Genomic DNA, 26598 nt, shown 5'->3' with positions numbered 1-26598 from the left:
GGTTAGTCTTCTGAATGACGAACGGCCCGATCGAAAATTCGACCGGGCCGTCAAGGCAAAACCAAAGCGCTATGCCACTCGAGTTCTACGAAAAACTGCTTAAGTGAACGGCATTAGCGCCCGATGCGCCGTTTTTTGTTTATTCCACCGTTTACCCCACCGTGCCGATGATGCTCACTTCGCGGTTTTCCGGGATTTCGTTATACGACAGCACATGCAGGCCCGGCGCGAACAGGCGCGCATAGCGGGCCAGCAGCGGACGGATCTGCGGCAGCACCAGCAGCAGCGGCGGCGTGGCCTGCTGCTTCATCTGCTCGCGCGCCACCGGCATGTTCACCTGCAGCTGCGACAGCAGATGCGGGTCGATCGGGTAATTATCCAAAGTCACCTTGCCCGACTGGCGCGCCTGGTTCAAGGAACCGAGCAGCATGTTTTCCAGCTCGCCACCCAGATTAAACGCCTGCATTTCCATCTTCTGGCCAAACAGGCCGCTGACGATCTGGCGCCGCAGCGCGCAGCGCACTTCGGCCGCCAGCAGGATCGGGTCCTTGGTCGTTTCCGAACTATCGAGCAAGGTGGTGGCGATGGGCACAATATCCTTCAGTGACACGTTTTCTGCCAGCAAGACGCGGAACACGCGCAGCAGCTGCGTGTGCGTGAGGGCCTTGTCGAGCGCGCCGGCAAGCTTTGGCGACAGGGCCGTCAGGCGCTCCATCATGTTGGAGACGTCTTCGTGGCGGAATAGTTCCGGCAAGTATTCGCGCACCATCTTCGACAGGTGCGTGGCGATCACGCTGGGCGCCTCGATGACTTGGTAACCCAGGCCCAGCGCATGTGCCTTTTCACTCGGTTCGATCCAGGTGACGGGCATGCCGTAAGCCGGTTCGATGCCGGGAATGCCGTCGAGCTGGCCATACACGTTCGGCGACGGGATCGCCATCAGGCGGTCGGCCTGCACTTCCGCCTGCGCCACCACGGTGCCCGACAGCACGATGGCATACTGCGACGGCTTCAGGGCCAGGTCGTCGCGCACGCCGATGTTCGGCAGCAGCAAGCCCATAGCTTCGGACAGGCTCTGGCGCACACCCTTGACGCGCTTGCTCAAGGGCTCGCCTTGCGTCTTGTCCACCATGCCCACCAGTTTATAGCCGAGCATCACCATCAATGGCTGCACGGCGGGCAGTTGCTGCCACTCCAGCTCGGCAGGCTTGTCATCGCGCAGTGCCGCCTCGATGGCGGCCATGCCAGCCGCATCGGGCCCCTTCACGCGCTTGGTCAGGCGCCAGGCCACGAAGGCCAGCACGCCGGCAAAGGTCATGAACATGAACCACGGCATGCCCGGAATCAAGGCCAGCGCCACCATCATGCCGGACGCGCTGTAGATCACCGTTGGCGAAGTCAGTACCTGGCCCGCCACTTGCTGTTCGAAGTCGCCCGAATCGCTGATGCGGGTCACCAGGATGGCGGCCGCAGCCGACAGCAGCAGCGCCGGGATCTGCGCCACCAGGCCATCACCGATAGTCAGCAGTGCGTATTGACGGAAAGCATCGCCGAACGACAGGTCGTGCATCAGCGAGCCGATGGCCACGCCACCCACCATATTAATGATCAGGATCAAGATACTGGCGACGGCATCGCCGCGCACGAACTTCGACGCACCGTCCATGGCACCGTAGAAATCCGCTTCAGCAGCCACGTCCTTGCGGCGAATCTGGGCTTTTTCCTGGTTGATCAGGCCGGCGTTCAGGTCGGCGTCGATGGCCATCTGCTTGCCCGGCAAGGCATCGAGGGTAAAGCGCGCAGAGACTTCCGAGATGCGCTCAGCGCCCTTGGTGACGACGGCGAAGTTGATGATCATCAAGATCACGAAAACCACGATACCGACGACGAAGTTACCACCGATCACCACGTTACCGAAAGCCTCGATCACTTTACCGGCCGCGTCCGCGCCCGTATGGCCGTGCAGCAACACCACGCGCGTGGACGCCACGTTCAACGTCAGCCTGAGCATGGTGGTGGCCAGGATCACCGTCGGGAAGACGGAGAAATCGAGCGGCCGCTTGGCCGACACGCTGACCAGGATGACGATCAGGGCCAGCACGATATTGAAAGTGAACAAGATATCGAGCAGCACGGGAGGCAGCGGCAGGATGATCATCGCCAGGATCACCAGCAGGAACAGCGGCGTGGCGAACTTGTGGCGGCGCATTTCAGCAACCACGCGGTTCAGGAAATTCATGAAGGTACTACCTCGCTCAAATGAGATGGCACGACCACCTCGGTGGGAAATGGGGGCTGGGCGGCACGCTGCCCAGTACGGAATGCTTTCAGCTGCAGTATGTAGTTGAGCACCTGCGACACGGCCTGGTACAGCTGCACGGGAATCTGCTGCTGCACCTGGCTGGTGTTGTAGATGGCGCGCGCCAGCGGCGGCAACTCCAGCGTTTCAATATGATGTTCCTTCGCCACTTGCCGGATATACAGCGCCATTTCGTCGACGCCCTTGGCAACGACAAACGGCGCCTCGGCGCGGTCCTGGTCATACTTCAGCGCGACGGCGTAATGCTCGGGATTGACGATCACCACGTCGGCGTCGGGCACGGTCTTGCGCACGCTGCGCCGGCCGATCTGCTGCTGCAGCTGGCGGATGCGCTGGCGTACTTCGGGCCGCCCTTCGCTGCTCTTGTGCTCTTCCTTGACATCCTGCTTGCTCATGCGCTGGCCGCGGGCAAAGAAAAACGCCTGCGCCGGCACGTCGATGATGGCGAACAGGACGAAGACAGAAATGAGGGCCATCAAGCCATCGAGCATCAGCGCGGAGCCATCGAGCATGGCTTGCTGCAGGGGCCGGTGTTGCAAGTCCACGTACTGCACCAGGCTGGAACGGCAGACATGGACGATCACCATGCCCAGCACGGCGGCCTTGGCGATGGACAGGCCGAATTCAAAGCCATGCTTGGGCGACATCAGGCGGCCCAGATTCTTGGCCGGGCTCAGGCGCTCCATCTTCGGCATCCAGTTCTTGCTGCTGATGACCCAGCCGCCGGGAATCAAGGAGCCGAGCACAACAAACAGGGGCACGCAGAACAGCGGCACGATCATCTTGATCAGCAAGCCCACCGAGGTGGTAAACGCCATCGACATGGCATTGTCGAGCGCGCCCTTGCTGTCGAGCGGCATGAAAGCCATGGCAAACAGGGCACGGAAGGTATCCAGATAAGAAGGCAGCAGAAACACGAACAGCTTCATGCTGATCAGGATGCCCAGCGCCGTCGACAGGTCGCGCGAGCGCACCACCTGCCCCTCCTGGCGCGACTTCTTCAGTTTCTGCGCTGAGGCCTTTTCGGTCTTGTCGCCGGTGCTGCTATCCGCCATGGGCCACCCGCATCTGTTCGGCGATCATGTCGAGCACGCGATTCGTCATGGCGATGTAGTGCTCGGGAATAAAGCGCACGATCTGCGCCAGCATCAGCAGGCCGAACACGGTGATCATGGAAAAGCCCAGCGAAAACAGGTTCAGCGACGGCGCCACGCGGTTCAGGAAGCCGAAGCCCAGCTGCACCACCATGGTGGAAAAGACGATGGGCAAGGCCAGCAGCATGGCGGCGGCGAAGATCCACGCCACGTTGTAGGCCACCGTCTGCAGCAGCAGCGGGGCATAGCCCTGCCCCACGGGCCAGGCCTTGAAACTGGCGCCGATCACGCCCGTCAGCACGAGGTGGCCGTCGATGGCAAAAAACACGATCATGCACATGATGGTGAGCAAGCCCGTGATCACGTCCGACGAGGTGCCGTTGAGCGGATCGTTCATGACGGCCATGGAAAAGCCCACCTGACTCGACACCAGGTAACCGAGCACCGACATCACCGACATGGCGAAGTGGAAGGCCAGGCCGAGGACGAAGCCGATGATGGCCTGCTCCAGGGTGGCGACGATGGCGTGCAGGGAAAACGGATCGATCTTCAACAAGTCCTGCGAGATGCCCGACGCCTGCATCACGGGCAGCATCAGGATCGCCAGCACCAGCGACAGCAGGATGCGCACAGTGACGGGCACGACGCCGTCGCCGATCACGGGCGAGGCGCTGAGCATGGCCAGGATGCGGCAAAACGGCCACCACACGGCCAGCAGAAACGGCAGCACCTGATTGAAAATCTGATCCATGGGCGCGCGGCGCTATCCGACCAGGGTGGCCGCGCGCTGAAAAATGGACACGCAATAATCCATCAGGTAACCGGCCATCCAGCGTCCGGCCAGGATCAGCGCCAGCAGGGTGACCAGCAGGCGCGGCAGGAAACTCATGGTTTGTTCATTGATCGAGGTGGCCGCCTGCACCAGCGCGACCAACAGGCCCATGAGCAAACCTGGCACGACCAGGATCACCACCAGCAGCATCACGACATGCAACGCTTCGATGATCAGGTCAACGGCGACTTCAGGGGTAAACATGGGTCAATAGCCCTGTATGCTGGTAACTAGGGTGTTGACGGTCAGGGTCCAGCCGTCGACCAGCACGAACAGCAGCAGCTTGAACGGCAGCGAAATCACCAGCGGCGAGAGCATCATCATACCCATGGCCATCAGCACGGACGCCACCACCAGGTCGATGATGAGGAAAGGTATGAACAGCATGCAGCCGATCTGAAACGCCGTCTTGAGTTCGGACAACACAAACGCCGCCAGCTTGACGGTGAAACTATGGTCTTGCGGGCGCATGGTCGCCGGCTCGCCGGCCAGGTGGGCGATCTGTGCCAGCGCAGCCTTGCTCGTCTGCGCCAGCATGAAGCGCGAAATCGGCACTTCGGCGATCTTCAGGGCTTCCTGCATGCCGATCTGGTCGCGGTCGTAAGGCACGAACGCGTCTTTCCACACCTGGTCGCCGATAGGGCGCATGACCAGCAAGGTGAGAATCAGGGCGATGCCCGTGACGATGCGGTTGGGCAAGCCCTGCTGCAGGCCCAGCGCCTGGCGCAGCAGGGACAGCACGATGACGAAGCGGGTAAAGCTGGTCATCATCATGACCATCACGGGCAACAGCCCGAGCAGGGTCATGACGACGAGGATCTGCATCTTCACCGACAGGTCGGTCTTCGCGCCCGGCACCACGCCGGACAACAAATCCTGCGCCCCGGCGGCGCTGCAGCACAGCATCAGAACGGGGACAGCCAGCGCGGCAGCCAGCGCGCCGCGGCGCCGGCCCAAACCGGGTACCACCAGCTTCATGCTGTCATCAGGTCGAGATTGAGGCCGTCGAGGTCGATGACTTTCAGGCCATAGTTCTCGCCGGCCACCACCACTTCGGCACGGCCGATCGGCGTGCCGTTGACCTTGATCACCAGCGGTTCGCCGGCCAGCATGTCGAGTTCGATCACGCTTTCCGGGCCGATGGCCATCAGTTCTTCCAGCGAAATGCGGGCCGAGCCCACTTCCAGCGTCAGGGTGACGGGAATCTTGCGCATCATCTGCGGAATATCGCGCCGCGCGCGGGTGCTGGCCACGTCGGACACGTCGCTCTGGTCGATGATCATGTCATCGCCCAGGTCTTCCAGCAGGGTTTCGCTCTGGTTGGTATCGGTCATATTCATATTATTCGACATCTTCAAATGAGGTTAAACAGAGCTTACCCTTGTGTTCGGAAACAGCAGCTGTAAATAAACGGGAGTCGTCCAGCATGACGTCGGTGCGGCTCAGGCTGACGGGAATCACGTCGCCCACACGCAGGTCGAACAAGGCGCCCAGTTGCACCTGTTTGCTGACGAGCCGGCCTTCCAGGGTCACTTGCAGGCGCGAAGCGAGCGGGCGCACGCTGCCACGCAAGGCTTTCTTCGCTTGCGCGCGCTCGGGCAGCAGACCGCGCAGCACGTCGGCCATCAGGCGCTTGTCCAGCGAGAACCAGAATTGACCGCTCTGCCCTGCCTCGACGTCGCTGAGCGCCACGGTGACGATCCAGCTGCCGCGCGCCGGATGCACGCCCGACTGCACGGCGACCTCGGCACTTGAGTCGATGTCGCTGCTCTTGCCCAAGGTTTGCAGGTTCTTGTGGACGCGGGCGAACAAACTGTTCACCAACTGTTGCCCAAGCACCACAGCGAGGCGCTCCTCCGTGGCAGTCACGCGCACCTGCGCCGGATCGGGCAGCGCCCCCTTGGCGCCCGCACTACCGTAGCGATAGTTCAGCACGCTCAAGAGTATCTGCCGTTCAAGGGCAAAGCCCGTCTGGCCGGCCGGCGTGGAAAAACTCAGCCAGCGATTCACGCTGTCCTCGTTTTCGACACGCGACAAAGTCACGCCATCGATCTGGAAATTACCCCAGTAGCGACGGCTCATCGGTTGGCGCAGGGCCACGGCCAGGTCGTCGCGCAGCTGGGCGCCGAATACATGCAGCAAATGGACAGGACGTCCAAGCAGACAGGAATCGAGGACTTGATGGCGCACAGTTTGATCTGTCTTGGTAATGATTGTCATGTAGTGGTCATGTCGGTATTGCGGTGGCAGAACAAATTATACGGATCGCCCGAAATTAAATACAGCATCATCGTGGCTTTGCCCACAGGTCCGCAAGCAAACGATTGCGCATCGTATCGCATGCTAGATGACTACGGTGCTGAACAATACATGAAAAAGCTAAATATTGCCATGTATCAATATTCCTTGAGCCAATCCTCTCTTTACTTTATAGTTGCCCCGAGGTAAGCTTATAGCGACAAAATAGTGATTTGCAGTGCGCCATTCCGCTTACCTGATTCCGGTTTTTATGGCAGTTTTCAGTCCTTCTTATTGCCACCAGCAGAAACTTTTATCAGATAAACATTAGTTGTCATGGCCATGTAAATCATGTCGGCGTGGGTTTGCTGAGTTTGTTTGAGTCTGCTTGAGCGGATGGTGTGGCAACTGATAAAACTGATGGGCCCTGCGGATCGGGCCGGGCAGGATGGCATTCACATGCACTACTGCCGGATTGGCAACACCAGTAATTCTGATTGATACGTCACCGCATATTGAAAGTAGAGGGCAAGATGAGCAACGAACTCGCAGGTCTGATCAAGGCCGATCTGGCAGCACTGAGCAATGACGCACACGCCCTTGGCGCCAGCATCGCGCCCGCCGCCCAGTTCGGCGCGCAGGAACCATCCGGCTTCTCCTTTGCGCAAAGCATGAAAGACGCCATCGGCAAGGTCAATGGCGACGACCGCATGGCCGCGCAGAAAATGAGCGACGTCGACAGTGGCAAGAGTGACGACATGGTCGGCGCCATGCTGGCCAGCCAGGAAGCAAGCCTGTCCTTTTCCATGTTGATGCAAGTGCGCAACAAGGTCATGGGCGCCGTCGATGAGCTCATCAAACTGCCTCTGTAATCTTCACGTCCTGAACCACGCCCAGCCTCCCAGCGAAAGTTACCCCAAGTGATTACCCCCATGAAGTCCGCATTTGCGCGCTGGCGCCTTGGTGCCCAGCCCGCCATCCCGCCCGCCCTGCTGAAAAACCTGGTTCCCATCGTCGTGCTGGCCATCGGTATCACCGCCATGGTGACCATGTATGCCTGGCGCGACCAGGCCAACTACAAGCCGGTGTTTGGCGCGCGCGAAAAAGTGGCCGTGACGGACATGATGGCCACCCTGGACGCCGAACACATCCCCTACCGCCTGCATCCGGACAGCGGCCAGGTGCTGGTGCCCGACGCCATGCTGGGCAAGGTGCGCATGCTGCTGGCCTCGAAAGGCGTGACGGCGCAGCTGCCGGCCGGCCTGGAGCTGATGGACAAGAATGACCCGCTGGGCGTATCGCAATTCGTGCAGGACGTGCGCTTCCGCCGCGGCCTGGAAGGCGAGTTGGCGCAAAGCATCATGACGATGGACGCGATCGCTTCGGCGCGCGTCCATCTGTCGATTGCCAAGTCGACCTCGTTTGTCGCCAGCGACGGCGACAAATCCTCCGCCTCCGTAGTGGTAGCGCTGAAACCGGGCCGCACCCTGGCGCCGGAACAGATCGCCGCCGTCATCAACATGGTGGCCGGCAGCGTCGCCAGCCTGGCGCCTACGCGCGTGAGCCTGGTCGACCAGGGCGGCAACCTGCTGTCCTCGCACATCGACCTGACGGACGGTTTCGACGCCTCGGCCGCCGGCAATGAAGGCGCGAAACGTTTCCAGGATGAAATCCGCCGCAACGTCACGGGCTTGCTGGGACCCGTCATCGGCGAAGACAATTTCAAGCTCAGCGTAACGGCCGCCGTGAACAACGACCGCGTGGACGAAACGCTGGAAAAATACGGCGAAGCCCCGAAAGTGACCAGCGAAGCGATGCGCGAAGAGCAGGAACGCAACCGCACCGTGGCCGGCATTCCCGGCAGCCTGTCGAACCGCCCGCCAGCAGCGGCCGTGCCGGCACCGGCCGACGCCACAGGCGCCGCGCCAGCCGATGGCGCGCCGAAGCCGTCCGACGATGGCACGGCCCGCAAGAACGCCACCACGCGCCAGTACGCGTATGACCGCAGCATCACGCAGATCAAGCGCAGCCGTGGCCGCCTGGAAAAACTCAGCGTGGCCGTCGTCCTCAACAGCGCCGCCGCACCGAATCCGAAAACCGGCTGGACCCCTGCCGAACTGGGCAATATTGAAAAAATGCTGAGCAGCGGCCTGGGTATCAACGCCCAGCGCGGCGACAGCCTGAGCCTGACGGCGCTGACCTTCCCTGCCAAGCCGCCCGTGGCGCAGTGGTGGGAAGAGCGCGACACCGTCGTCGATTTCAGCAGCTGGCTGCTGTACGCCCTGGGCGCCGTGCTCGGCTACTTCCTGATCCTGCGTCCGCTGCTGCGCCTGCTGACCACGCGCCTGGCGCCACCGGCACTGAAGCAGCTCGATCCTGCCCTGGCACTGGGCGGCAGCAGCGCCGCCGGTGCGAATGGCGCCGCCGCCGGCGCGCCAGCCCTGGGCGTGAATGGCAGCCCGCTGGCGCTCGAAGGCGAGGCCAGCGCTGGCAACATGCCGGTCGTGCCCCTGCTGGAAAACTATGACTTGCCGCCACCAGGCTCGGCGGTCGACGTGATGGTCGATCACCTGAAAGTGCTGGCTGAAAAAGAACCCGAGCGTGTCGCCGAAGTCGTCAAACAATGGATGCAGAAAAATGGCCGAACTCAACAACAATAATCCCTCCGACGGCGCTGAGTACGAAAGCGTCAGCCTGAATCCCGTGGAACAGGCCGCCATCGTGCTGCTGAGCATAGGCGAAGAGCAGGCAGCCAACGTGCTGCGCTGCCTGTCGCGCGAAGAATTGCTGGAAGTCACGCAAGTGATGTCGCGCATGAGCGGCATCAAGGTCGAATCCGTGAAAACGGCCATGCAGACCTTCTTCGACGACTACCGCCAGCAAAGCGGCGTGCACGGCGCCTCGCGCAGCTACCTGAAACGCTCGCTGGACATGGCGCTGGGCAGCGATATCGCCAACAGCGTGCTGAACAACATTTACGGCGACGCCATCCGTCCCAAAATGGCGCGCCTGCAGTGGGCTTCGCCGAAATGGCTGGCCGAATACATCGTCAACGAGCACGTGCAGATGCAAGCTGTGTTCCTGGCCTTTTTGCCGCCAGCGCTGGCAGGCCAGATTCTCGACGCCCTGCCCGTCGAAGGCCGCGACCTGGTTTTGCTGAACCTGGCGCGCTTGGACGAGATCGACCGCGACCTGCTGGTCGAGCTCGACGAACTGGTGGGCCGCTGCCTGGGTACGCTCGACACGCAAAGCACCAGCGTGGAAGGCATCCGCCAGGCCGCCGAGATTCTCAACCGCATGCCGGGCAACCGCGCCGCGCTGGTCGAACTGCTGCGCGCGCACGACCCGGACGTGGTCTCGGAAATCGAACTGAGCATGTACGACTTCCTGATCCTGTCCACGCAGAGCGATGTCACGCTCACGCGCATCCTGGAAGACGTACCGATGGAACAGTGGGCCATCGCCCTGAAGGGTGCGGAACCGTCGATCCGCGACGCCGTGCTGAAAACCATGCCGCGCCGCCAGGCGCAGAGCTTCGAAGACATGATGCGCCGCTCCGGCCCCGTGCCTTTGAGCCGTATCGAACAGACGCGCCAGGAAATCATGGCCACCGTCAAGGGCCTCGCCGATGCGGGCGAGATCGAAGTGCAACTGTTTGCTGAAGCGGTGATCGAATGAAACACTTTCGCTCGTATCGTTTCCCGCCCCTGTCGCAATTCATCGCCGCCGGCCAGCGCGCCTCCAACGAGGACACGGATGGCCAGTGGCAGGCGTCCGTCTCGGAAGGTTTCGAGCAGGGCCAGCGCGACGGCTACGAAGTGGGCCTGGTGCAAGGCCAGCAGGACGGCTACGACACCGGACGCAACGATGGGATGACGCAGGGCCGCGAGGAAGGCCGCAATGAAACCCTGGTGGCACTGGACCGCCTGGCGCGCCCCGTCGACGCGATTTTGCGCGACCTGAAGAAAGTGCGCGCCGATTACCGCGAAGCCCAGCGCAAGGAAGTGGTCGACCTGGTGGCCAAGGTGGCGCGCCAGGTAATCCGCGCCGAACTGGCGCTGCAGCCGGTGCAATTGCTGGCCCTGGTCGACGAGACCCTGGCCTCGATGCCGCCCACGCGCGAAGAAATCGATGTCTTCCTCAATCCGGAAGAACTGAAACGCATCAGCGAACTCGATCCGAAGCGCGCCAAGCGCTGGAACCTGATCGCCGACGCGCGCCTCGACGCAGGCGAATGCCGCATCAAGGCGGGCGACAATGAAGTCGACGCGGGCTGCCATCAGCGCCTGTCGGCCTGCATGGAACAGGTCAGCAGCCACCTGGCGCTGGCCGCTGAACACGCTGACCAGGGCGCGCCTGCATGATCGCCGACACGCTGCGCAGTTTCGAGATCGGCGACATCCCGGTCGCGACACCCACCGGCCGCCTGGTCGGCGCTTCCGGCCTGTTGCTGGAAAGCGCCGGCTGCCGCCTGCACACGGGCCAGCGTTGTCAAATTGAAACTGTGAGCGGCGAGTGGCTCGATGCGCAAGTCGTCGGCTTCCGCGAAAAACTGTCCTACCTGATGCCGTTCAAGAAGGCCACGGGCCTGACCACGGGCGCGCGCGTGCTGCCCCTGCCCGACAAGGCCAGCCTGCAGATCGGCCCCTCGTGGCTGGGCCGCATGGTGAATGGCCTGGGCGAGCCGATCGATGACCTGGGCCGCCTCGGTGGCGAACACATCCTGGAAGTCACGCCGCCGAAGATCAATCCCCTGAAAAAACAACCGGTGGTCGAGCCGCTCGACGTGGGCGTGCGGGCGATCAACAGCATGCTGACCCTGGGCAAGGGCCAGCGCGTGGGCCTCATGGCCGGTTCAGGCGTGGGAAAAAGCGTGCTGCTGGGCCTGATCACGCGCCAGACGGTGGCCGATGTCGTCGTCGTCGGCCTGATCGGCGAACGGGGCCGTGAAGTGCGCGAATTCGTTGAAAAGTCGCTCGGCGCCGAAGGCTTGAAAAAGGCCGTGCTGGTCATCGCGCCAGCCGACGAGTCGCCCTTGATGCGCATCATGGCCACCGAACTGTGCCATTCGATTGCCGCGCATTACCGCGACCAGGGCAAACACGTGCTGCTGCTGGTCGATTCGCTGACGCGCTATGCCATGGCTCTGCGCGAAGTGGCGCTGGCCCTGGGCGAACCGCCGGCCACGCGCGGCTATCCGCCGTCCGTCTTTTCGAACCTGCCGCAACTGGTGGAAAGCGCCGGCAATGGCGCCCACCCGGAAGGCAGCATGAGCGCCATCTACACGGTGCTGGCTGAAGGCGATGACCAGCAGGACCCGGTGGTCGACACGGCGCGCGCAATTCTCGACGGCCACATCGTGCTCACGCGCGAACTGGCCGAGCGGGGCCACTACCCCGCCATCGATATCGCCGCCTCGATCAGCCGCTGCATGGCGCAGGTGATCATGCCGACCCACATGCAGGCGGCGCGCGCACTGAAAGCGTCGATGGCACGCCATGCGCGCGTGCGCGACCTGATCCCGCTGGGCGCCTACGTACCCGGCGCCGACCCGATCACCGACCGCGCCGTCCAGCTGCACGCGCCCATCGAAGCCTTCCTGTGCCAGGGCACCAAGGAAGAGGCGCCGATGGGGCCGTGCATCGAACAACTTGAACAGATCATGGCCTAGGAGCATACGTGAGCGACGCGCATACCATCCGCAACCTGACCACCCTGGTCGGCCTGCGCAGTACCGAAGTGGAACGCCTGCAGAGTGACATGGCGGCGCAGACGGCCGTGCGCGAGCGCTACCAGAAAAACCTGGAACGCCTGACGGGCCTGTACACGGACAGCGGCCCCAGCGGCGCCCTGCCCCTGGCCCTGTCCGTCAACTGCGGCAACTTCAAGCAGGCGGTCATGCAGATGGCCGACCAGCACCGTACCGACCTGCACCTGCACGAGGCCAACATGGCCGTCTCGCAGCGCGCCCTGAATACGGCCTGGGCCAAACGCGAGGTGCTGGACCAGGTGCTGACGCAAAAACAAAAGCATGTTGCAAATGAGCAACAGCGAGTCGATGCCAAGCGGCAAGACGAGCTGGCGACGCAGTTCTGGTTCCGCGGACAGGTAAAATGATGTTTTACAGAAATAATTTCAGAAAAGTGAATATTTGGTCGCCTTGTCATTGGGTATATCCTGCATGCTAATTTTAGGAGTTTGACATGGCCTTTTCCACTTCCGCTTCGAATACCTACGACCCGACGGCGTCGGCCCAGGCATTGACCGACAAATACACGGCCGATCTGCAGGCGCGCATCACCGCCCAGACCAAGGCCGCCACGGCCACTTCGGGTGGATTGGTCAACCTGAAAATGGCCTTGACCTCCTTCAGCTCCAGCTTGATGGGCCTGACCAGTGGCAAGACCATGCTCGTGCAAGGTGCCACCTTCAGCAATACGGCGCTGGGCAGCGCCACGGCGTCGGAATCGGCTGCCGCCGGCACGTATTCGCTATTCGTGGAAAAGGTTGCCACAAACAACCAGGTTTCGCTGGGCGGCCTGAGCAACATGGCCATGCCGGCTGCAGGCAACGGCACGCTGAAAATCAAGCTGGCTAATAATACTGATTTCACGGTGGACTTGAGCCAGGCCAATACGGATGCCGACAGCGCTACCCTGTCAGCCAAGGATATCGCCGCCGCCATCAATGCGGAACCGAAAAATAACTCGCGCGTGACGGCGTCCGTCATCACCATCGGCGGTATCGCCCAGCTGGTGCTGACGTCGAATGTCAGCGGCGAGGAAGGCGCGCTGTCGCTCGATACGGGCGCGATGGCGGCTGGCGCCTTGAAAGATGCGCTCGACACCACGCCCAAGCAGCTGGTGACGGCCCAGGATGCCGTCATCTGGGTCGGTGGCAAGCCTGCAGATGGGGGCGACAATGGCAACCGGGTCAAGCAGTCGTCGAACACCTTCAGCAATATCGATGGTGTGAAGATGACCTTTACCAAGGCGCAGGCGAGCGGCGATGCGCCGATGACCCTGACCGTGGCGCTCGATTCGTCCGCCACGACGACCAATGCGCAAAGCTTTGTTACCGCCTACAACAAGCTCAAGGCCGTGCTCGACGGCTTGACCGACCCGGGCGATCCGGCATCGGCCAAGGCTGCCGGCGTATTTTCTACCGACAGCGGCGTGCGCGTGCTGCGTGACCAGCTGGTGCGCACCTTGCGCGAAACGGCGACGGGCGCTCTGGCCAATTTCGGCATCACCGCTCAGCGCAACGGCACGCTGGCCCTCGATGCCACCAAGCTGACCGCGGCGCTGAAGACGAATCCGGGCGGCCTGGACAAGGCAATCGGCAACAATTCCGCCAGCGCGCCTAGCGGCATTGCCGGCAAGCTCGACAAGTTCATCGCAACCTGGACATCGACCAATGGCCAGCTGTCGCAGCGCGAGACATCGGTGGCCAAGCTGCAAAAGTCGCTCGACGAACGCCAGACCAAGTTCGAGGCCGACTATAAGGCGATGTACAACCGCTACAAGGCGCAGTTCACCCAACTGCAATCCTTGCAGGCACGCATGGCGCAAACGACCGATATGTTCGATGCCCTGTTCGGCAACGACAAGACTAAATAGAGGCCGGCGCCGTCTGCATGACGGCGGCGCCGGCCTTCCAGCCGCACCCAGCTTTTACAGTGAGAAAAAATAATGAATCACGATGCATACAGTAATTACCACGCCGTCAACCTGGATGCGCAGACGTCGCGCGCCACTCCGGTCGAACTGGTCTTGCTGCTCACGGACGGCTTGCTGGAAGAACTGGCGCGCGCGCGCGGACATATCGTCGGCAAGCGCTATGAACAAAAGGCCATCAGCCTCAACAAATGTACGGAAATCATCAACGGTCTGTCGAGCTCGCTCGATTTCGAGAATGGCGGCGAAGTCGTCGCCAATCTGGGCCGTCTGTACGAGTACTGCACAGGCCGCCTGTATTCGGCCGGCATCACCCTCGATCCGACCCTGATCGATGAGGTGGCCACGCTGTTGACGACGATCAAACAAGGCTGGCTCGGCGTCCAGGCCAAGAATGGATAGCACCCCCTTGTCGCTCCAGCTGACCCGCGAAGTGCTGGCGGCCACCGCCAGCCAGAACTGGGACGCGCTGGAATTACTCGACAGAAAACTGGCGCAGCACCTTGCCAGCCTGGGCATATTGAGCGAACGTGAAAAAGCCGCCCTGCTCGCTTTGCGCAAGGCGCATGCGCAGGCATACCAGGCGTGTTCCGACGAAAAACATCGCCTGGGCATGCAGCTGGGCGAGATACATTCGAAACAAGAAGGCTGGGTCGCGTATGCGATTGAAAGTGCCATGTATCAAGATGAGAATCCAGCATGAAAATGAGCTTCAACACAACAACGAGCACCGCGAACACGCCGTCAAGGAGCGCCGATGCGGGAGTTAACGCGTCCGTGAGCAAGGGTGCGCCCGATAGTGGCACGCCGCTCAACATCCTGTTCTCACTGCCCGCGCCAGCGCAGAGAACGGTCGCCAACGATGCCGCCTTGGTGCAAGACCTTGCCGCGGACCTTACGGATGATGCTGTCCCCGCCACCGGCACCGAAGTGCCTGCCGACATCACCCAGGCTACGACAAAGCAGGACGTGGGCCTACCCGCCATGACGCCGCCGCTGATAGCGCCCATGCTCCCCGTCCCGACTCAAGCCGACGCTGCAGCAGCGGCCAAGGGGAACGATGGCATAGCGGCTACGCAGCAAGGCGATGCACAGCAGACCCTTGGCCTGAACAGCCGCCTGCATCCCGATGCCCTTGCTTTCAATGTGCAGACCGCCAGGATGGCGCCAGCACGCGATCTGGGCGAACCGGTGGCGGCAGCCCAGCCAACGTCAGCCTCTTCGGCCGGCAGCAAAAACGCGCTGCCAGCCGCCGGCTTCGATGCGGTGGCGGCCATGACGGCCACGACCGCCGCAGCGGCGCCCGCCGCCACGCGCGATGGCGAGCGCGGCCTTGTTGCTGCCACGCCCGTCAGCCTGGGCCCTGTTGCAGCGGTGAGCAATGGCGCCGCTGCAACGCCTGGCGCCGACACCATCAAACTCAACGGCCCGGCCCAGCAATGGCAGGAACCGCTGCGCGAAGCGCTGGGCGAACGCCTGCAGACACAGATCGGCCGCAACAGCGAACACGCAACGATTCGCCTCGATCCGCCCCTGCTGGGCCGCATTGAAATTTCCATCCGCCACACGGCCGGCGCGCTGCAAGTAAACGTTACGGCGTCGAACTCGGAAGTGTTGCGCCAGTTGCAAGGCATCGGCGAAAACATGCGCAGCGACCTGGCGCAGCGTCAGTACACCGACGTGGCAGTGAGTATCAGCGCCACCCCGCGCAGCCCTGCCGCCCAGGCGTTTGCCGAAGGCGATGCGCGCGGCCAGCGTCAACCGGGCCGCCAGCAGGACGATGCAGAACCGGGCCGCGCCCTGTCCGACGGCACGCTGTCCGGCACTTCTTCCAGCACCACGTACGCCATGCACGAGCGAGAGAACGCCTGATGAATATGAAAATGAAACTGATCGCCGGCTTTATCGCCGTGGCCGTGCTGGCCGCCGGTGCGGCTGGCGGCGCCATGTGGTACCTGGCCAAGCCGGTCGCCGGCCATGCCAACGTTGCCGAAGCAAAAGCCCCGCCACCGCCCGCCACGGGCAAGAAGGCCCGCAAGTTCCTCACGCTGGACAAGGTCATCGTGATGCTGCGCCGCGGGCCCGGCGACACCGAAACGCATTACCTGTCGGCCGACCTGGTGATCGCCACCACCGAGGAAAAGGAAAAGCTGACCAAGGACCACTTGCCGCTGATGCGCTCGATCGCTGTCAGTACCTTGTCGAGCTTTCCCATGGACAAGGCACAGACCATGACGGTGGAGCAATACGCCGAGCAGATCAACAAGGCCTTCAATGTCAGCTATGAACGTGAACAGATGGAAAAACCCTACACCGAAGTCATGGTCGGCAAGCTGATCATTGAATAAGCCAACACGCCAGCCGACCTAGTGGGAGATCCCGTGGCCTATGTAGAGCAATACCAGGAAGCGTATGGCGCCGGCGAATACGCCGCTGCCAGCGCTTGCGCGGCCGTGCTCAGCGTTGCTGAAGAGCAACAACATCTGGTGGCGTACGCCCCTCTGGTGAAGCGCATCGTGCGCCAGCTCAATTCGCAGGTGTCGGGCGCCATCGACCGCGACGACATGGAACAGATCGGCCTGATGGGCTTGCTCGAAGCGCTGCGCCGCTACGGCGTGCCGGACCAGTCTTTCGGCAGCTATGCCAGCCTGCGCATCCGTGGCGCGATCCTCGATGAACTGCGGCGCCAGGACTGGCGCCCGCGCGCCGTGCGCCAGGAAAGCCATCGCCTGCGCGACAGCGTGCGTGCCCTGACCCGGCGCCTGGGGCGCGAGCCGCTGGAAGCGGAAATCATGGCCGCCCTGAAGCTGACGCCGGAAGCCTTCCAGGAATACCAGTTGGCGGAAAACGCCGAGCTAATCGTCAGTTTCGACGAAGTGTTGCAGGAAAGCCTGGGACAGGCCGACAGCGCACCGAGCCCGGAAGAGCAATTGATGGTGCGGCGCAGCCTGGAGCAAGCCCTGCGCGCGCTCGACGAACGCGAGCAACGCGTGATCCAGATGTATTACGAATTCGAACTGAGCTATAAAGAAATTGCCGCCGTGCTGGACCTGAGCGACGCCCGCGTCTGCCAGCTGAACAAGACGGCACTGGGCAAGATGAAAGCCATGCTGCAAGACACATAAAAGTTAAGCAGTAGTTTGGCAACAGTTTCAGCAAGACCCATCAAATTGATGTAGCACAATGACGCAGAAAGGCAGTTGACATGGTAATTATCGGTATCTTAATCGTGATGGGGTGTGTATTCGGAGGCTTCGCCCTGATGGGCGGCACCGTCCACGCGATCTGGCAACCGGTCGAGTTGATCATCATCATCGGCGCCGCCGTCGGCGCCCTGGTGCTGGGCAACCCCAAGCATGTACTCGGTGAAATGCTGCACCAGATGCGCAAGATCGTCACGCACAAGAAGCAAGGTTCGGAATTTCAGCGCCAGTTGCTGCTGCTGATGTATGAACTGCTGCAAACGGCCGCCGGCGGCCTGAAGGCGCTCGACGCCCACGTCGAGGCGCCGCGCGAAAGCGCCCTGTTCCAGCGCTATCCGCTGGTGCTGGAAGAGCCGAAGCTGCTGGCCTTCATCGTCGACAACTTCCGTTTGATGGCGATGGGGAAAATCAACGCGCATGAGCTCGAAGGCGTGCTGGAACAGGAACTCGAAGCCATCCACGACGAGCTGCTGCAACCGTCGAAGTCCCTGCATAAAATCGCCGAAGCGATGCCGGGCTTCGGTATTCTGGCCGCCGTTCTGGGTATCGTGATGGCCATGAATTCCGTGGCCGACGGCGCCGATGCGGCGGAAATTTCGGAAAAAGTGGGTGCCGCCATGGTCGGTACCTTCATCGGCATTTTCTTCTGCTACGGCGTGCTCGATCCGATGTGCAACATGATGAAACAGCTGGTGGGCGAGGAAGGCTCGACCATGGAATGCGTGAAGGTCGTGCTGGTCACGCACGTGGCGGGCAAGCCGCCCCTGCTGGCAATCGATGCGGGCCGCCGCCTGGTGCAGCTGAACATCAAGCCGAGCTTCGCCCAGCTGGAAAGCTGGATCAATGCGCTGGAAGATGGCGGCGCCGAACAAGAGCAGGGCCAAGGCCGGGGAGGCCGCCGTGCTAAAGCCGCATGAGAAACATGAACAGGCCATCATCAAGCGTGCTGGTCGCAAGCATGACGACGATGGCCATGGCGGCGCCTGGAAAGTAGCATTCGCCGACTTTTGCCTGGCCCTGCTGTCGCTCTTCCTCGTGCTGTGGCTGATGGCCGCGCGCGAGCAGCAGGCGATGAAGGAAATCATGATGGACGCGTCCGCAGGCAGCCGCCAGGGCGAAGGCCAGGGCGTCATGCCGGAACAGAAAGGCGGCCCGCGCGGCAGCCTGATCGAGCGTTTCCCCATGCCCCGCAAGGGCACGGGCGACACGCGTACGGAAGGCAAGCAGACGCAGGACGGCAAGGCCGGTACCGCGCCGCAGAACCAGACGAAAGTCAGCTACCAGTCGCCGGAAGATTTGATGGCCCTGTCGCGCGCGCTCGACAAGCTCAGCGACGAAGCGGGACTGAAAAGCAATCTGCAATCGGTGATCACGCCGTACGGCTTGCGCGTCATGCTGCACGATACGGACAAGCAAGGCATGTTCGTGCGCGGCAGCGCCGTGCCGACCGACCGCTTCCGCAAGCTGCTGCGCCAGATGGGCCCTGTCTTCGCCCAGATGGACAACCAGATGCTGATCGTCGGCCACACCGACTCGATGCAGTACGCCAATAACGGCTATGAAGGCTATTCGAACTGGACCCTGTCGGCCAACCGCGCCATGTCGGCACGCGCCCAATTGCTGATCGGCAGCATGAATCCGGAAAGCGTGCTGCAAGTGGTGGGCATGGCCGACCGCGCGCCGCTGGACGTAAAAAACGCCAGCGCCGGCATCAACCGCCGCATCGAACTGTTAATATTGACGCGTGGACAGGCCGACAGCATCGCCGCCATGTTTGGCATGGCAGGGCAAAAGGCACAGGGCGACGAGCTGCAGGTGGGCGAACCGGACTCGGGAACGCTGCAACGCCTGCGCGAAAAACTGGGCCTGCCCGCAAAGAAGGAGCGCGATGAGCATGCAAATTAAGGGCAAGGGACAACGTATGAAAATCTCCTCCGGCAATACTGGCGCTGCCGTACGCAGCAGCGCCGTCGCGCCCGCCGAGGCGATCGCCGAGAACGCGGGCGCCGCCGGCGCCATGGGTGGCTCGTCGGCCGGGGCGGAATTGCAATCGGCCGTGCTGCAACCGGCCATGGCCGCCCTGCGCGCCATGCCCGAGATCGACCACGAGCGCGTGGCCATGCTGCGCGATGCGCTGGCCAAGGGCGAATTGCCATTCGATCCAGCGAAACTGGCCGGCCTGATCCAGCGTTTCCACGGCGGTGAATCGTGACCGCGCCGCGCAAGGGCATCACGCGCCAGGAAGCCGTGCGTCGTGTGCTGCAAGGCATGACTGATGACAGCGTCGGCTACGGCGCCTTGCAAACATTATTGGAAGAGCAATTCCAGGCCACCTTGCACCATCAGAGCGCGCAGTTGACGGCGCTGGCCGACCAGGTCATCGCCGCCGTCGAGCCCCTCGATGCGCGCCGCCGCCAGCGCGTCAGCCTGGTCACTGCCCTGCTGGGCCCGCAAGGTGATATGCCAGAATTGTTTGCGCTGTTGCAAGAAGACGCGCGCGCCACCGCCGAGCGCGACTGGGCCGCGCTGGAGCAGATGGTGCTGGAATGCAAGCGATTGAATAACCGCAACAGTGATTTATTAACAGAGCAGTACAGCATCATGCAGCGCGTGCTGCATGGCGAGGAAGATACGTATGCGCCAGGCTGATTTCCCCACTACCCGCGCCACGGCGGCGACACCATCGACTGCGGCAACGCATGCAGTGCAAAGCAATATCCGCGCCACTGACGCCACCAGCTCCAGCGGCAATTTCAGCGGCGTGTTCCGGCAAGTACAGGGCGAGGTGGCCCGCTTCATCGAACAGGGCGGCGGCAACGCCACCAGCCTGAGCCCGCAAGGACGCGCCTACCTGGAGCAAAGCCAGCCCGTCAATGTGCTGGGAAGCATCAACCAGGGCGGCGAGATCGGCGAAGTGCAGCAGCAGTTCCTCGCCTCGATCAAGCCGTGGACGCAAGAAACGGGCGCGCGCCTGGGCGTGGCGCCGGAAATTGTCGCCGCCCACGCCGCGCTGGAATCGGGCTGGGGCCAGCGTCCGCTGCGCCAGGGCACGGGCGCGGACACAAATAATCTGTTCGGTATCAAGGCCGGCGGCAAATGGCAGGGTGACGTGGCCAGCAATGTCACCACCGAATACGAGGCCGGCAGCGGCACGGCACTGAAGAAAACCGAGCGTTTCCGCAGCTACCCGGACCAGGCCAGCGCCTTCCGCGACTATGCCCAGGTATTGCTCGACAACCCACGCTACCGCGCCGCCCTGAACACGGGTGCCGACGCGGGCGCCTTCGCGCAAGGCCTGGCGCGCGGCGGCTATGCCACCGATCCCCACTACGCCGCCAAGCTGACGCAGCTGGCGACGCGCTTGCAGCGCACGGCCGCCCCAGACTGACCTTCCTTAACGGCCGGCAATATCGGCCGGTTCCACCACGCCCGCATCGACCACCCTGGCACGTATCACCGTGCCGCTGGTGGCGTTGCGCACGCGTATCACCTCCCCCAGCGCGCCCGGGTCCATCGCTACACCGGCCATGCTCACTTCCACCTGCTCCTTGCGCGCCACGATAGTCACCGTACTGCCCCGCTTGATCAGCACGGGCGATGCCAGTTGCCCCTGGCGCAGCACTTCGCCGGCGCGCAAGCTGCGCCGGCTCGACAGGCCGACGACGCCGGGCAAGGAGGCAATACTGTCGGGCACCATCGTCACATCGCGCCGCGCCAGGGTCACGTCGCCCGCCTGCAACGGCGTATTGGCCGTGACGGGGGCGCTGGTGACGGCGACCTGAGCCGTGATGCTGCCGCGTGCCAACATTTCGTAACGCCAATTGTTGCTTCCAGGACACACTGCGACAAAACGCATGCGCTGCGCCGAACGACTGTCCGCCGATTCCAGCGCGACAGGCGCCGCGCAAGCCGGCATGGGACGCGTGCTTTTCACCACGACCACTTGAAACTGCGGTTCCAGCAATCCTGCGGTGGCTGCCTGCTGCGCCAATTGCTCTCGCGCCAACTGTTCCACACGTGAAATTATATTGTCGGCTGGCAATTCTGCGCGACCTGCACTACTATATAGGCTGGTCAGTAAAAAGAGGCCCGGAAGCAGTATGTGACGCCATGGCGCCTTGTTCCACATCATGGAATAGTTCTCAAAGTAAATCATTGCTAACCTTAATCAAAGATACTGAAGCGGCATGACCTTACCATGCGTCAACATGACCAGGCTGGGATTTTACCTTTGCACCACCTATTTTCTGGCCCGAACCGCAAAAAGCACGATCGAATTCAATACAAAGGATGACCATGGGGATTAATTTCAAGGATGCGCTAGGCGTGCACGCTGATGCACTCGCGCTGCGTGCCGACCGTACCCGCGTACTGGCGGCCAATATTGCCAATGAAAATACGCCCGGCTTCCAGGCCATGGACATGGACTTCGGCAGCGCCCTGCAGCAGTTGCAGGACAACGAGGCCGGCCTGCTGTCGACCGATGACGATGCCAGCGCCCTGTACCGCGTACCCTACCACCCCAGCCGCGACGGCAATACCGTCGAAATCGGTGTCGAGCAGGCGGCGTTCTCGCAGAATGCCACCGACTTTCAGACCAGCCTCACTTTCGTCAACATGAAACTGAAGGGTCTGTCCAAGGCCATTTCCGGACAATAAGGATCAGCATGAGCTTCCAGGATATTTCCAAGATCGCCGGTTCGGCGATGGCGGCGCAAACCGTGCGCCTCAATACCATCGCCAGCAACCTGGCCAATGCCGATTCCGTTGCCGGTTCCGAAGGCGAAACCTATCGCGCGCGCAAACCCGTATTTGCGGCCGTGATGGATGGCCCCGGTGCCAGCGGCGCCGGTGGAAGAGTACAGGTGCTCGACGTGGTGCAAAGCGATGAACCGCTGCGCAAGGTGTATGAACCGGGCCACCCGATGGCCAATGCCGATGGCATGGTGTTCTACCCCAACGTCAACCAGGTAGCCGAGATGACCGACATGATGTCGGCTTCGCGCGCCTTTGAAACCAATGTCGAAGTTCTGGGCCGCATCAAGTCGATGCAGCAATCGCTCCTCAAATTAGGTGAAGCATAATCCATGGAAACCAATCTCTTTACAAATAACAACAGCGGCAGCAACAGCAGCAGCAATGCCGTCAAGTCGCAGAGCAATGCCACCCAGGACATGTTCACCAAATTGCTGGTCGCGCAGATCAAGAACCAGGACCCCCTCGCGCCGACCGATCCGAGCCAGTTCGTCAATCAATTGACGCAGCAGGCGCAGACGGAAGCGATGCAAAACCTGTCGGCGCTGACCAGCGCCAATGCCAGCGTGCTGCAATCGATGCAAGTGCTGGCCCTGGGCGCGCAAGTGGGTTCCGAAGTGATGGTCAACAGCGAAACGGTCCAGCTCGACAAGAGCAAGGTCAGCGGCAGCATTGCGCTGGCCGCCAGCACCACCAAGACCACCGTGACGCTGAAAGGGCTGGACGACAAGGAATACAAGATCGAACTGGGCGCCAAATCGCCCGGCACGGTGCCGTTCACCATCGATCCCGTGGCCCTGGGCTTGCCTGCCGGCACCTACAGCATGAAGGTCAGCACCAACGGCGCCGAAAAGCCAACGGTCGACATCGCAGGCAAACTCAACAGCGTGCGCCTGTCGTCCGGCGGCAGCATGATACTGAGCGTGTCGAACCTGGGCGAAGTCAACCCTGGCGCGATCACCGGCTTTAACGGCAAGACGGCCTGATCCGCCCTTCCCTTCGTTTCCTGCACACTAATCTCGTCCTTCACTAAAGGAAGTCAACATGAGTTTCGACATCGCCCTGTCCGGTATCCAGTCCATCAACCAACAGTTGAACAGCACCAGTAACAATATCGCCAATGCCGGCACCTACGGCTTCAAGAGCAGCCGCGCCAACTTTTCGGCCATGTACGCCGGTTCGCGCGCCACGGGCACGGAAATCGGCTCGATCACGCAAAGCATGTCGCTCAATGGCGGCGTGCTGAACACGGGCCGCGCGCTCGACGCGGCCATCGATGGCCGCGGCTATTTCGTTGCGCGCGATGCGCAAAACACCATGAGCTACAGCCGGGTCGGCATCTTCTCGGCCAGTAATGAAGGCAAGCTGATCGACTCGAACGGCCGCCTGGTGCAGGGCTATGCCGCCGTCAAGGGCAGCACCGCCCTGGGCACCATGGGCGACATGATCATTCCGACGGGCCAGATTCCCGCCGTGGCGTCGACCAAGCTGGCGTATGCCGCCAACATGTCATCCGAATGGACCATCAAGACCGTGCCCTTCAACAAGACTAGCGAGCTGAGCTACAACAGCGGCAAGTCCTCGATCGTCTACGATTCGCTGGGCGCCAAGCACTCGCTGGGCCAATACTTCGTCAAGACGGCGGCGGGCGTGGACGTGCATTACACCTTCGATAACGCCGATGTGTTGCCGGTGACGAACATGACCTTCGACACCTCCGGCAAGCTGGTGACGGGCACGTCTGCCACGCCGGTCCTGCCGACGCCGCCTGGTGCGGCACCGATGTCGGTCGCCATCGACTACACGGGCACGACTCAGTTCGCCGGCGAATCGACCACCTCGACCGACCGCGCCGACGGCTATGCCTCGGGCACCTACACGGGCGTGGAACTGGCCGACGACGGCTCCGTCGTGGCGAAATACACGAACGGCCAAAAGCAAAGCATCGGCGTGATCGCTCTGGCCACCTTCCCCGACGAAGGCGCGTTGACGGCCGTCAACGATACCAGCTGGGTCGCCTCGACCACTTCCGGCACCGCCATGTATGACCGTCCGGGCGTCGGCATGGCCGGCAAACTGGTGACGAGCTCGCTGGAACAGTCGAACGTCGACATCACCTCCGAACTGGTGGGCCTGATGACGTCGCAGCGTAACTACCAGGCGAACTCGAAGGTCATCTCGACCGAGAACGCCATGCTGCAATCGCTGATGCAAGCGCTGTAATCCACGATACGCAAAGGTAAAGAGCAATGGATGCGCTGATTTATACCGCCATGAGCGGGGCCGACCGCGCCCTGCGGGCACAGCAGGTACACGCCAACAACCTGGCCAATATCGAGACGGGCGGCTTTCGCGCCAACCTGGAAGTGTCCACTGCCCAGCCGCTGCAAAACGGCTATGGCTACGACGACCGCCACATGACGCAGACGCAGTCGAGCGCCATCGGCACGCGCACGGGCGCCATCAAGGAAACGGGACGCGAACTCGACGTGGCCATCACGGGCCACGGTTTTCTCGCGGTGCAATGGCAAAACGGCGAAGCCTACACGCGCGCCGGCGCCATGGACCTCGATGAAACGGGCGCGCTGACCCTCAACGGCCGGCCGGTGCTGGGCGAAGGCGGTCCCATCACGATTCCCGAGCACACCAGCCTGTCGATCGGCGCCGATGGCACGATTTCCATCCAGGTGCCGGGCACCGCGCAAATGCAGACCGTCGACAAGCTCAAGCTGGTCAACGCCGAAGGGGGCGAGCTGACCAAGAACGAAGCGGGCCTGATTGTGGCGCGCAGCGGCGAAGACTTGCAGGCCGACCCGACGGTGCGCCTGCGCGACCGCCACCTGGAAGGCAGTAACGTCTCGGCCGTCGAGGAAATGGTCGCCACCATGAGCCTGAACCGCAGCTTCGAGATGCAGATGAAAATTTTCAAGGCCAGCGATTCCATGACGGAATCGGGCAACCGCCTGCTGGGCGCTTAAGCCCAACGCCAATCTATTACTAGGAGCAACACATGAATCCAGCAATGTGGATCAGCAAGACCGGCGTGCAGGCACAAGATGCCAAACTGCAAGCCATCGCGAATAACCTGGCCAACGTCAATACGGTGGGCTTCAAGCGCGACCGCGTCGTCTTCGAAGACCTGTTTTACCAGGTCGAGCAGCAGCCGGGCACGCAGCGCGCCGACAACACCCTCTCGCCATCGGGCGTACAACTGGGTAACGGCACGCACATGGTGGGCACGCAAAAGGTGTTTACCACCGGCAGCCTGCAAACGACCAGCCGCGAGTTCGACGTCGCCATCACCGGCAACGGCTTTTTGCAAGTGCTGCGCCCGAACGGCGAAGCGGCCTACACGCGCGCCGGCCAGTTGAGCCTGAATGAAAATGGCGTGATGGTCAACGCCCAGGGCTTGCCCCTGGTGCCGCAGATCACCGTGCCGAACAATGCGACGGCGATCACCATCGGCGAAAACGGCATGGTCACGGCCACCGTGCCGGGCAATGTCACCGGCACCCAGCTGGGCCAGCTGAACCTCTCCAGCTTTATCAACCCGACCGGCTTGCTGGCACTCGGTGAGAACCTGTTCCAGGAAACGGCATCGAGCGGCACGCCGACGGAAGGCCGTCCCGGCGAAGGCGCACTGGGCAAGTTGAAACAGTATGCGCTGGAAGGCTCGAACGTGCAGGTGGTCGAAGAGATGGTCGACATGATCGCTGCCCAGCGCACCTATGAAATGAACACCAAGGTGCTGTCGGCCGCCGATAATATGCTGCAATACCTGGCGCAAGCGGCGCGCTGATGACAGTCGCCATGAAAGCCACGGCAGCCCTGCTGCTGGTATTGATGGCCGGTTGTGCCAGCCAGCCGGCCGCGCCGGTGGCGCCCAGCTTTTCCGACACGCCGCTGCCCGTGGCTCCGCGCAGTGCGGCGCGCGGCGGCGTGGGCGGCGGCGTGTTCAATCCCGATGCTGGCCTCGACCTGATCTCGGACAGTCGCGCCTTCCGCGTGGGCGACGTCGTCACGGTGGCCTTGCAGGAAACCACGCAGGCCAGCAAGAAGGCCGGTACCTCCTTCAACAAGGGCTCGTCCGTCGGCGTGAATGCTGCCAACATCCTCGGCAAGACCTTCCCCAAGACGGGCATCGACCTGTCGGCCGACCGCAACTTCGCCGGCGACTCGACCAGCACGCAGCAAAATGCGCTGTCCGGCGCCATCACCGTGATCGTGCAGGAAGTGTTGCCGAACGGCTTGCTGCGCGTGCAGGGCGAAAAAACCCTGACCCTGAACCAGGGCGAGGAATTCGTGCGCCTGCGCGGCTACCTGCGCGCGGCCGATATCGATTCCAACAACCAGGTTTCGTCCTTGCGCATCGCCAATGCACAGATCGCCTATTCCGGCCAGGGCACCCTGGCCGAAGCCAATACACCAGGCTGGCTGACGCGCTTTTTCGTCGGCCCATGGATGCCGTTTTAAGGTGACC

At 62.3% G+C, this 26598-nt stretch carries 32 protein-coding genes; 24 read left to right on the top strand and 8 right to left on the bottom strand.

Annotated elements, in window-relative coordinates:
• Positions 1-151: 151 nt before the first annotated feature.
• From ACQ4WP_RS25980 to ACQ4WP_RS25950, 7 genes are read right to left on the bottom strand one after another with little or no spacing between them, the layout of a single operon-like run.
• Positions 152-2239, bottom strand: coding sequence for a flagellar biosynthesis protein FlhA (locus ACQ4WP_RS25980; RefSeq protein WP_436525691.1), 2088 nt, complete (start codon positions 2237-2239; stop codon positions 152-154).
• Positions 2236-3375 (bottom strand): flagellar type III secretion system protein FlhB, encoded by a 1140-nt coding sequence (gene flhB, locus ACQ4WP_RS25975; RefSeq protein WP_436525689.1) that lies wholly within the window; start codon positions 3373-3375, stop codon positions 2236-2238. Before flhB ends, ACQ4WP_RS25980 begins: the two co-directional genes overlap by 4 nt.
• Positions 3365-4165, bottom strand: a complete 801-nt coding sequence (locus ACQ4WP_RS25970) for a flagellar biosynthetic protein FliR (protein WP_436525687.1) — start codon at positions 4163-4165, stop codon at positions 3365-3367. Before ACQ4WP_RS25970 ends, flhB begins: the two co-directional genes overlap by 11 nt.
• Positions 4166-4177: 12 nt before the next feature.
• Positions 4178-4450 (bottom strand): flagellar biosynthetic protein FliQ, encoded by a 273-nt coding sequence (locus tag ACQ4WP_RS25965; protein ID WP_034757874.1) that lies wholly within the window; start codon positions 4448-4450, stop codon positions 4178-4180.
• Positions 4451-4453: 3 nt separating this feature from the next.
• Positions 4454-5224 carry a flagellar type III secretion system pore protein FliP gene (gene fliP / locus ACQ4WP_RS25960; protein WP_436525685.1) on the bottom strand — a complete coding sequence of 257 codons (771 nt, stop codon included), beginning with the start codon at positions 5222-5224 and terminating at the stop codon, positions 4454-4456.
• Complete coding sequence (locus ACQ4WP_RS25955) at positions 5221-5586, bottom strand: FliM/FliN family flagellar motor switch protein (protein ID WP_436525683.1); 366 nt, start codon at positions 5584-5586, stop codon at positions 5221-5223. Before ACQ4WP_RS25955 ends, fliP begins: the two co-directional genes overlap by 4 nt.
• Position 5587: 1 nt before the next feature.
• Positions 5588-6466, bottom strand: coding sequence for a FliM/FliN family flagellar motor switch protein (locus tag ACQ4WP_RS25950; protein ID WP_436525681.1), 879 nt, complete (start codon positions 6464-6466; stop codon positions 5588-5590).
• Between the two features lie 551 nt (positions 6467-7017).
• On the opposite strand from ACQ4WP_RS25950, the gene fliE reads away from it, so the two are divergent.
• The 17 genes from fliE (at position 7018) to ACQ4WP_RS25865 (ending at position 20751) form a co-directional block, all read left to right on the top strand.
• Positions 7018-7356, top strand: a complete 339-nt coding sequence (gene fliE, locus ACQ4WP_RS25945; RefSeq protein WP_436525679.1) for a flagellar hook-basal body complex protein FliE — start codon at positions 7018-7020, stop codon at positions 7354-7356.
• A 60-nt stretch (positions 7357-7416) separates the two neighbouring features.
• Positions 7417-9144: a flagellar basal-body MS-ring/collar protein FliF gene (gene fliF / locus ACQ4WP_RS25940; protein ID WP_436525677.1), complete on the top strand. Its 1728-nt coding sequence runs from the start codon at positions 7417-7419 to the stop codon at positions 9142-9144.
• The gene (locus tag ACQ4WP_RS25935) at positions 9122-10162 is read left to right on the top strand and encodes a flagellar motor switch protein FliG (protein WP_436525675.1); all 1041 of its coding nucleotides are present in this window, start codon (positions 9122-9124) and stop codon (positions 10160-10162) included. The genes fliF and ACQ4WP_RS25935 overlap by 23 nt, the downstream gene beginning before the upstream one ends.
• Complete coding sequence (gene fliH / locus ACQ4WP_RS25930) at positions 10159-10848, top strand: flagellar assembly protein FliH (protein ID WP_436525673.1); 690 nt, start codon at positions 10159-10161, stop codon at positions 10846-10848. Before ACQ4WP_RS25935 ends, fliH begins: the two co-directional genes overlap by 4 nt.
• The gene (fliI, locus tag ACQ4WP_RS25925; protein ID WP_436525671.1) at positions 10845-12155 is read left to right on the top strand and encodes a flagellar protein export ATPase FliI; all 1311 of its coding nucleotides are present in this window, start codon (positions 10845-10847) and stop codon (positions 12153-12155) included. Before fliH ends, fliI begins: the two co-directional genes overlap by 4 nt.
• 8 nt (positions 12156-12163) lie before the next feature.
• On the top strand, positions 12164-12601 hold the full coding sequence (gene fliJ, locus ACQ4WP_RS25920; RefSeq protein ID WP_096235040.1) for a flagellar export protein FliJ: 438 nt from the start codon (positions 12164-12166) through the stop codon (positions 12599-12601).
• Between the two features lie 86 nt (positions 12602-12687).
• On the top strand, positions 12688-14103 hold the full coding sequence (fliD, locus tag ACQ4WP_RS25915) for a flagellar filament capping protein FliD (RefSeq protein WP_436525669.1): 1416 nt from the start codon (positions 12688-12690) through the stop codon (positions 14101-14103).
• A gap of 72 nt (positions 14104-14175) precedes the next feature.
• Positions 14176-14562, top strand: a complete 387-nt coding sequence (fliS, locus tag ACQ4WP_RS25910; protein WP_436525667.1) for a flagellar export chaperone FliS — start codon at positions 14176-14178, stop codon at positions 14560-14562.
• Positions 14555-14863 (top strand): hypothetical protein, encoded by a 309-nt coding sequence (locus tag ACQ4WP_RS25905; RefSeq protein WP_436525665.1) that lies wholly within the window; start codon positions 14555-14557, stop codon positions 14861-14863. Before fliS ends, ACQ4WP_RS25905 begins: the two co-directional genes overlap by 8 nt.
• The gene (locus ACQ4WP_RS25900) at positions 14860-16032 is read left to right on the top strand and encodes a flagellar hook-length control protein FliK (protein ID WP_436525663.1); all 1173 of its coding nucleotides are present in this window, start codon (positions 14860-14862) and stop codon (positions 16030-16032) included. Before ACQ4WP_RS25905 ends, ACQ4WP_RS25900 begins: the two co-directional genes overlap by 4 nt.
• On the top strand, positions 16032-16508 hold the full coding sequence (locus ACQ4WP_RS25895) for a flagellar basal body-associated FliL family protein (protein WP_436525662.1): 477 nt from the start codon (positions 16032-16034) through the stop codon (positions 16506-16508). Before ACQ4WP_RS25900 ends, ACQ4WP_RS25895 begins: the two co-directional genes overlap by 1 nt.
• Before the next feature lie 33 nt (positions 16509-16541).
• The gene (locus ACQ4WP_RS25890) at positions 16542-17285 is read left to right on the top strand and encodes a FliA/WhiG family RNA polymerase sigma factor (RefSeq protein ID WP_436525660.1); all 744 of its coding nucleotides are present in this window, start codon (positions 16542-16544) and stop codon (positions 17283-17285) included.
• An 80-nt stretch (positions 17286-17365) separates the two neighbouring features.
• Entirely contained in the window at positions 17366-18280 is a 915-nt protein-coding gene (gene motA, locus ACQ4WP_RS25885; protein WP_034757817.1) for a flagellar motor stator protein MotA, read from the top strand.
• The gene (locus ACQ4WP_RS25880) at positions 18264-19268 is read left to right on the top strand and encodes a flagellar motor protein MotB (RefSeq protein WP_436525658.1); all 1005 of its coding nucleotides are present in this window, start codon (positions 18264-18266) and stop codon (positions 19266-19268) included. Before motA ends, ACQ4WP_RS25880 begins: the two co-directional genes overlap by 17 nt.
• Before the next feature lie 16 nt (positions 19269-19284).
• Entirely contained in the window at positions 19285-19575 is a 291-nt protein-coding gene (gene flgM / locus ACQ4WP_RS25875) for a flagellar biosynthesis anti-sigma factor FlgM (protein ID WP_436525656.1), read from the top strand.
• Positions 19572-20012 (top strand): flagellar export chaperone FlgN, encoded by a 441-nt coding sequence (flgN, locus tag ACQ4WP_RS25870; protein ID WP_436525654.1) that lies wholly within the window; start codon positions 19572-19574, stop codon positions 20010-20012. The genes flgM and flgN overlap by 4 nt, the downstream gene beginning before the upstream one ends.
• A complete protein-coding gene (locus ACQ4WP_RS25865; RefSeq protein ID WP_436525652.1) occupies positions 19999-20751 on the top strand; it encodes a glycoside hydrolase family 73 protein in 753 nt (250 codons plus the stop codon). The genes flgN and ACQ4WP_RS25865 overlap by 14 nt, the downstream gene beginning before the upstream one ends.
• A gap of 6 nt (positions 20752-20757) precedes the next feature.
• On the opposite strand, the gene flgA is transcribed toward ACQ4WP_RS25865, so the two are convergent.
• Positions 20758-21354, bottom strand: a complete 597-nt coding sequence (flgA, locus tag ACQ4WP_RS25860; RefSeq protein ID WP_436525650.1) for a flagellar basal body P-ring formation chaperone FlgA — start codon at positions 21352-21354, stop codon at positions 20758-20760.
• Positions 21355-21659: 305 nt separating this feature from the next.
• On the opposite strand from flgA, the gene flgB reads away from it, so the two are divergent.
• Genes flgB through flgH form a run of 7 tightly spaced genes read left to right on the top strand, consistent with a single transcriptional unit; the run spans position 21660 to position 26591 of the window.
• Positions 21660-22022 (top strand): flagellar basal body rod protein FlgB, encoded by a 363-nt coding sequence (flgB, locus tag ACQ4WP_RS25855; RefSeq protein ID WP_034758109.1) that lies wholly within the window; start codon positions 21660-21662, stop codon positions 22020-22022.
• An 8-nt stretch (positions 22023-22030) separates the two neighbouring features.
• Positions 22031-22447 (top strand): flagellar basal body rod protein FlgC, encoded by a 417-nt coding sequence (gene flgC, locus ACQ4WP_RS25850; protein WP_034757795.1) that lies wholly within the window; start codon positions 22031-22033, stop codon positions 22445-22447.
• Positions 22448-22450: 3 nt separating this feature from the next.
• Positions 22451-23104 carry a flagellar hook capping FlgD N-terminal domain-containing protein gene (locus tag ACQ4WP_RS25845; protein ID WP_436525648.1) on the top strand — a complete coding sequence of 218 codons (654 nt, stop codon included), beginning with the start codon at positions 22451-22453 and terminating at the stop codon, positions 23102-23104.
• 58 nt (positions 23105-23162) lie between these two features.
• Positions 23163-24341, top strand: a complete 1179-nt coding sequence (locus tag ACQ4WP_RS25840; protein WP_436525646.1) for a flagellar hook protein FlgE — start codon at positions 23163-23165, stop codon at positions 24339-24341.
• A gap of 26 nt (positions 24342-24367) precedes the next feature.
• Positions 24368-25096 carry a flagellar basal-body rod protein FlgF gene (flgF, locus tag ACQ4WP_RS25835; protein ID WP_436525644.1) on the top strand — a complete coding sequence of 243 codons (729 nt, stop codon included), beginning with the start codon at positions 24368-24370 and terminating at the stop codon, positions 25094-25096.
• A 32-nt stretch (positions 25097-25128) separates the two neighbouring features.
• Positions 25129-25917, top strand: a complete 789-nt coding sequence (gene flgG / locus ACQ4WP_RS25830; RefSeq protein WP_436525642.1) for a flagellar basal-body rod protein FlgG — start codon at positions 25129-25131, stop codon at positions 25915-25917.
• Positions 25918-25928: 11 nt separating this feature from the next.
• Positions 25929-26591 carry a flagellar basal body L-ring protein FlgH gene (flgH, locus tag ACQ4WP_RS25825; protein WP_096238436.1) on the top strand — a complete coding sequence of 221 codons (663 nt, stop codon included), beginning with the start codon at positions 25929-25931 and terminating at the stop codon, positions 26589-26591.
• Positions 26592-26598 lie beyond the last annotated feature (7 nt).

Origin of the sequence: Janthinobacterium lyxosi (genome assembly GCF_051380665.1) — a bacterium.
Classification (GTDB): domain Bacteria; phylum Pseudomonadota; class Gammaproteobacteria; order Burkholderiales; family Burkholderiaceae_D; genus Janthinobacterium.
This window is presented reverse-complemented; position numbering and strand designations above follow the sequence as displayed.

Bases quoted from the DNA above. Each gene is read 5' to 3' on its own strand.
- flgF (WP_436525644.1), top strand. From the start codon at position 24,368: ATGGATGCGCTGATTTATACCGCCATGAGCGGGGCCGACCGCGCCCTG.
- fliI (WP_436525671.1), top strand. From the start codon at position 10,845: ATGATCGCCGACACGCTGCGCAGTTTCGAGATCGGCGACATCCCGGTC.
- ACQ4WP_RS25935 (WP_436525675.1), top strand. From the start codon at position 9,122: ATGGCCGAACTCAACAACAATAATCCCTCCGACGGCGCTGAGTACGAA.
- fliE (WP_436525679.1), top strand. From the start codon at position 7,018: ATGAGCAACGAACTCGCAGGTCTGATCAAGGCCGATCTGGCAGCACTG.
- fliD (WP_436525669.1), top strand. From the start codon at position 12,688: ATGGCCTTTTCCACTTCCGCTTCGAATACCTACGACCCGACGGCGTCG.
- flgH (WP_096238436.1), top strand. From the start codon at position 25,929: ATGAAAGCCACGGCAGCCCTGCTGCTGGTATTGATGGCCGGTTGTGCC.
- ACQ4WP_RS25840 (WP_436525646.1), top strand. From the start codon at position 23,163: ATGAGTTTCGACATCGCCCTGTCCGGTATCCAGTCCATCAACCAACAG.
- ACQ4WP_RS25970 (WP_436525687.1), bottom strand. From the start codon at position 4,165: ATGGATCAGATTTTCAATCAGGTGCTGCCGTTTCTGCTGGCCGTGTGG.
- flgC (WP_034757795.1), top strand. From the start codon at position 22,031: ATGAGCTTCCAGGATATTTCCAAGATCGCCGGTTCGGCGATGGCGGCG.
- flgG (WP_436525642.1), top strand. From the start codon at position 25,129: ATGAATCCAGCAATGTGGATCAGCAAGACCGGCGTGCAGGCACAAGAT.
- motA (WP_034757817.1), top strand. From the start codon at position 17,366: ATGGTAATTATCGGTATCTTAATCGTGATGGGGTGTGTATTCGGAGGC.
- ACQ4WP_RS25900 (WP_436525663.1), top strand. From the start codon at position 14,860: ATGAAAATGAGCTTCAACACAACAACGAGCACCGCGAACACGCCGTCA.
- fliF (WP_436525677.1), top strand. From the start codon at position 7,417: ATGAAGTCCGCATTTGCGCGCTGGCGCCTTGGTGCCCAGCCCGCCATC.
- ACQ4WP_RS25965 (WP_034757874.1), bottom strand. From the start codon at position 4,450: ATGTTTACCCCTGAAGTCGCCGTTGACCTGATCATCGAAGCGTTGCAT.
- ACQ4WP_RS25895 (WP_436525662.1), top strand. From the start codon at position 16,032: ATGAATATGAAAATGAAACTGATCGCCGGCTTTATCGCCGTGGCCGTG.
- ACQ4WP_RS25980 (WP_436525691.1), bottom strand. From the start codon at position 2,239: ATGAATTTCCTGAACCGCGTGGTTGCTGAAATGCGCCGCCACAAGTTC.
- fliH (WP_436525673.1), top strand. From the start codon at position 10,159: ATGAAACACTTTCGCTCGTATCGTTTCCCGCCCCTGTCGCAATTCATC.
- ACQ4WP_RS25845 (WP_436525648.1), top strand. From the start codon at position 22,451: ATGGAAACCAATCTCTTTACAAATAACAACAGCGGCAGCAACAGCAGC.
- flgM (WP_436525656.1), top strand. From the start codon at position 19,285: ATGAAAATCTCCTCCGGCAATACTGGCGCTGCCGTACGCAGCAGCGCC.
- ACQ4WP_RS25955 (WP_436525683.1), bottom strand. From the start codon at position 5,586: ATGAATATGACCGATACCAACCAGAGCGAAACCCTGCTGGAAGACCTG.
- flgB (WP_034758109.1), top strand. From the start codon at position 21,660: ATGGGGATTAATTTCAAGGATGCGCTAGGCGTGCACGCTGATGCACTC.
- fliP (WP_436525685.1), bottom strand. From the start codon at position 5,224: ATGAAGCTGGTGGTACCCGGTTTGGGCCGGCGCCGCGGCGCGCTGGCT.
- ACQ4WP_RS25865 (WP_436525652.1), top strand. From the start codon at position 19,999: ATGCGCCAGGCTGATTTCCCCACTACCCGCGCCACGGCGGCGACACCA.
- ACQ4WP_RS25905 (WP_436525665.1), top strand. From the start codon at position 14,555: ATGGATAGCACCCCCTTGTCGCTCCAGCTGACCCGCGAAGTGCTGGCG.
- fliS (WP_436525667.1), top strand. From the start codon at position 14,176: ATGAATCACGATGCATACAGTAATTACCACGCCGTCAACCTGGATGCG.
- ACQ4WP_RS25950 (WP_436525681.1), bottom strand. From the start codon at position 6,466: ATGACAATCATTACCAAGACAGATCAAACTGTGCGCCATCAAGTCCTC.
- flhB (WP_436525689.1), bottom strand. From the start codon at position 3,375: ATGGCGGATAGCAGCACCGGCGACAAGACCGAAAAGGCCTCAGCGCAG.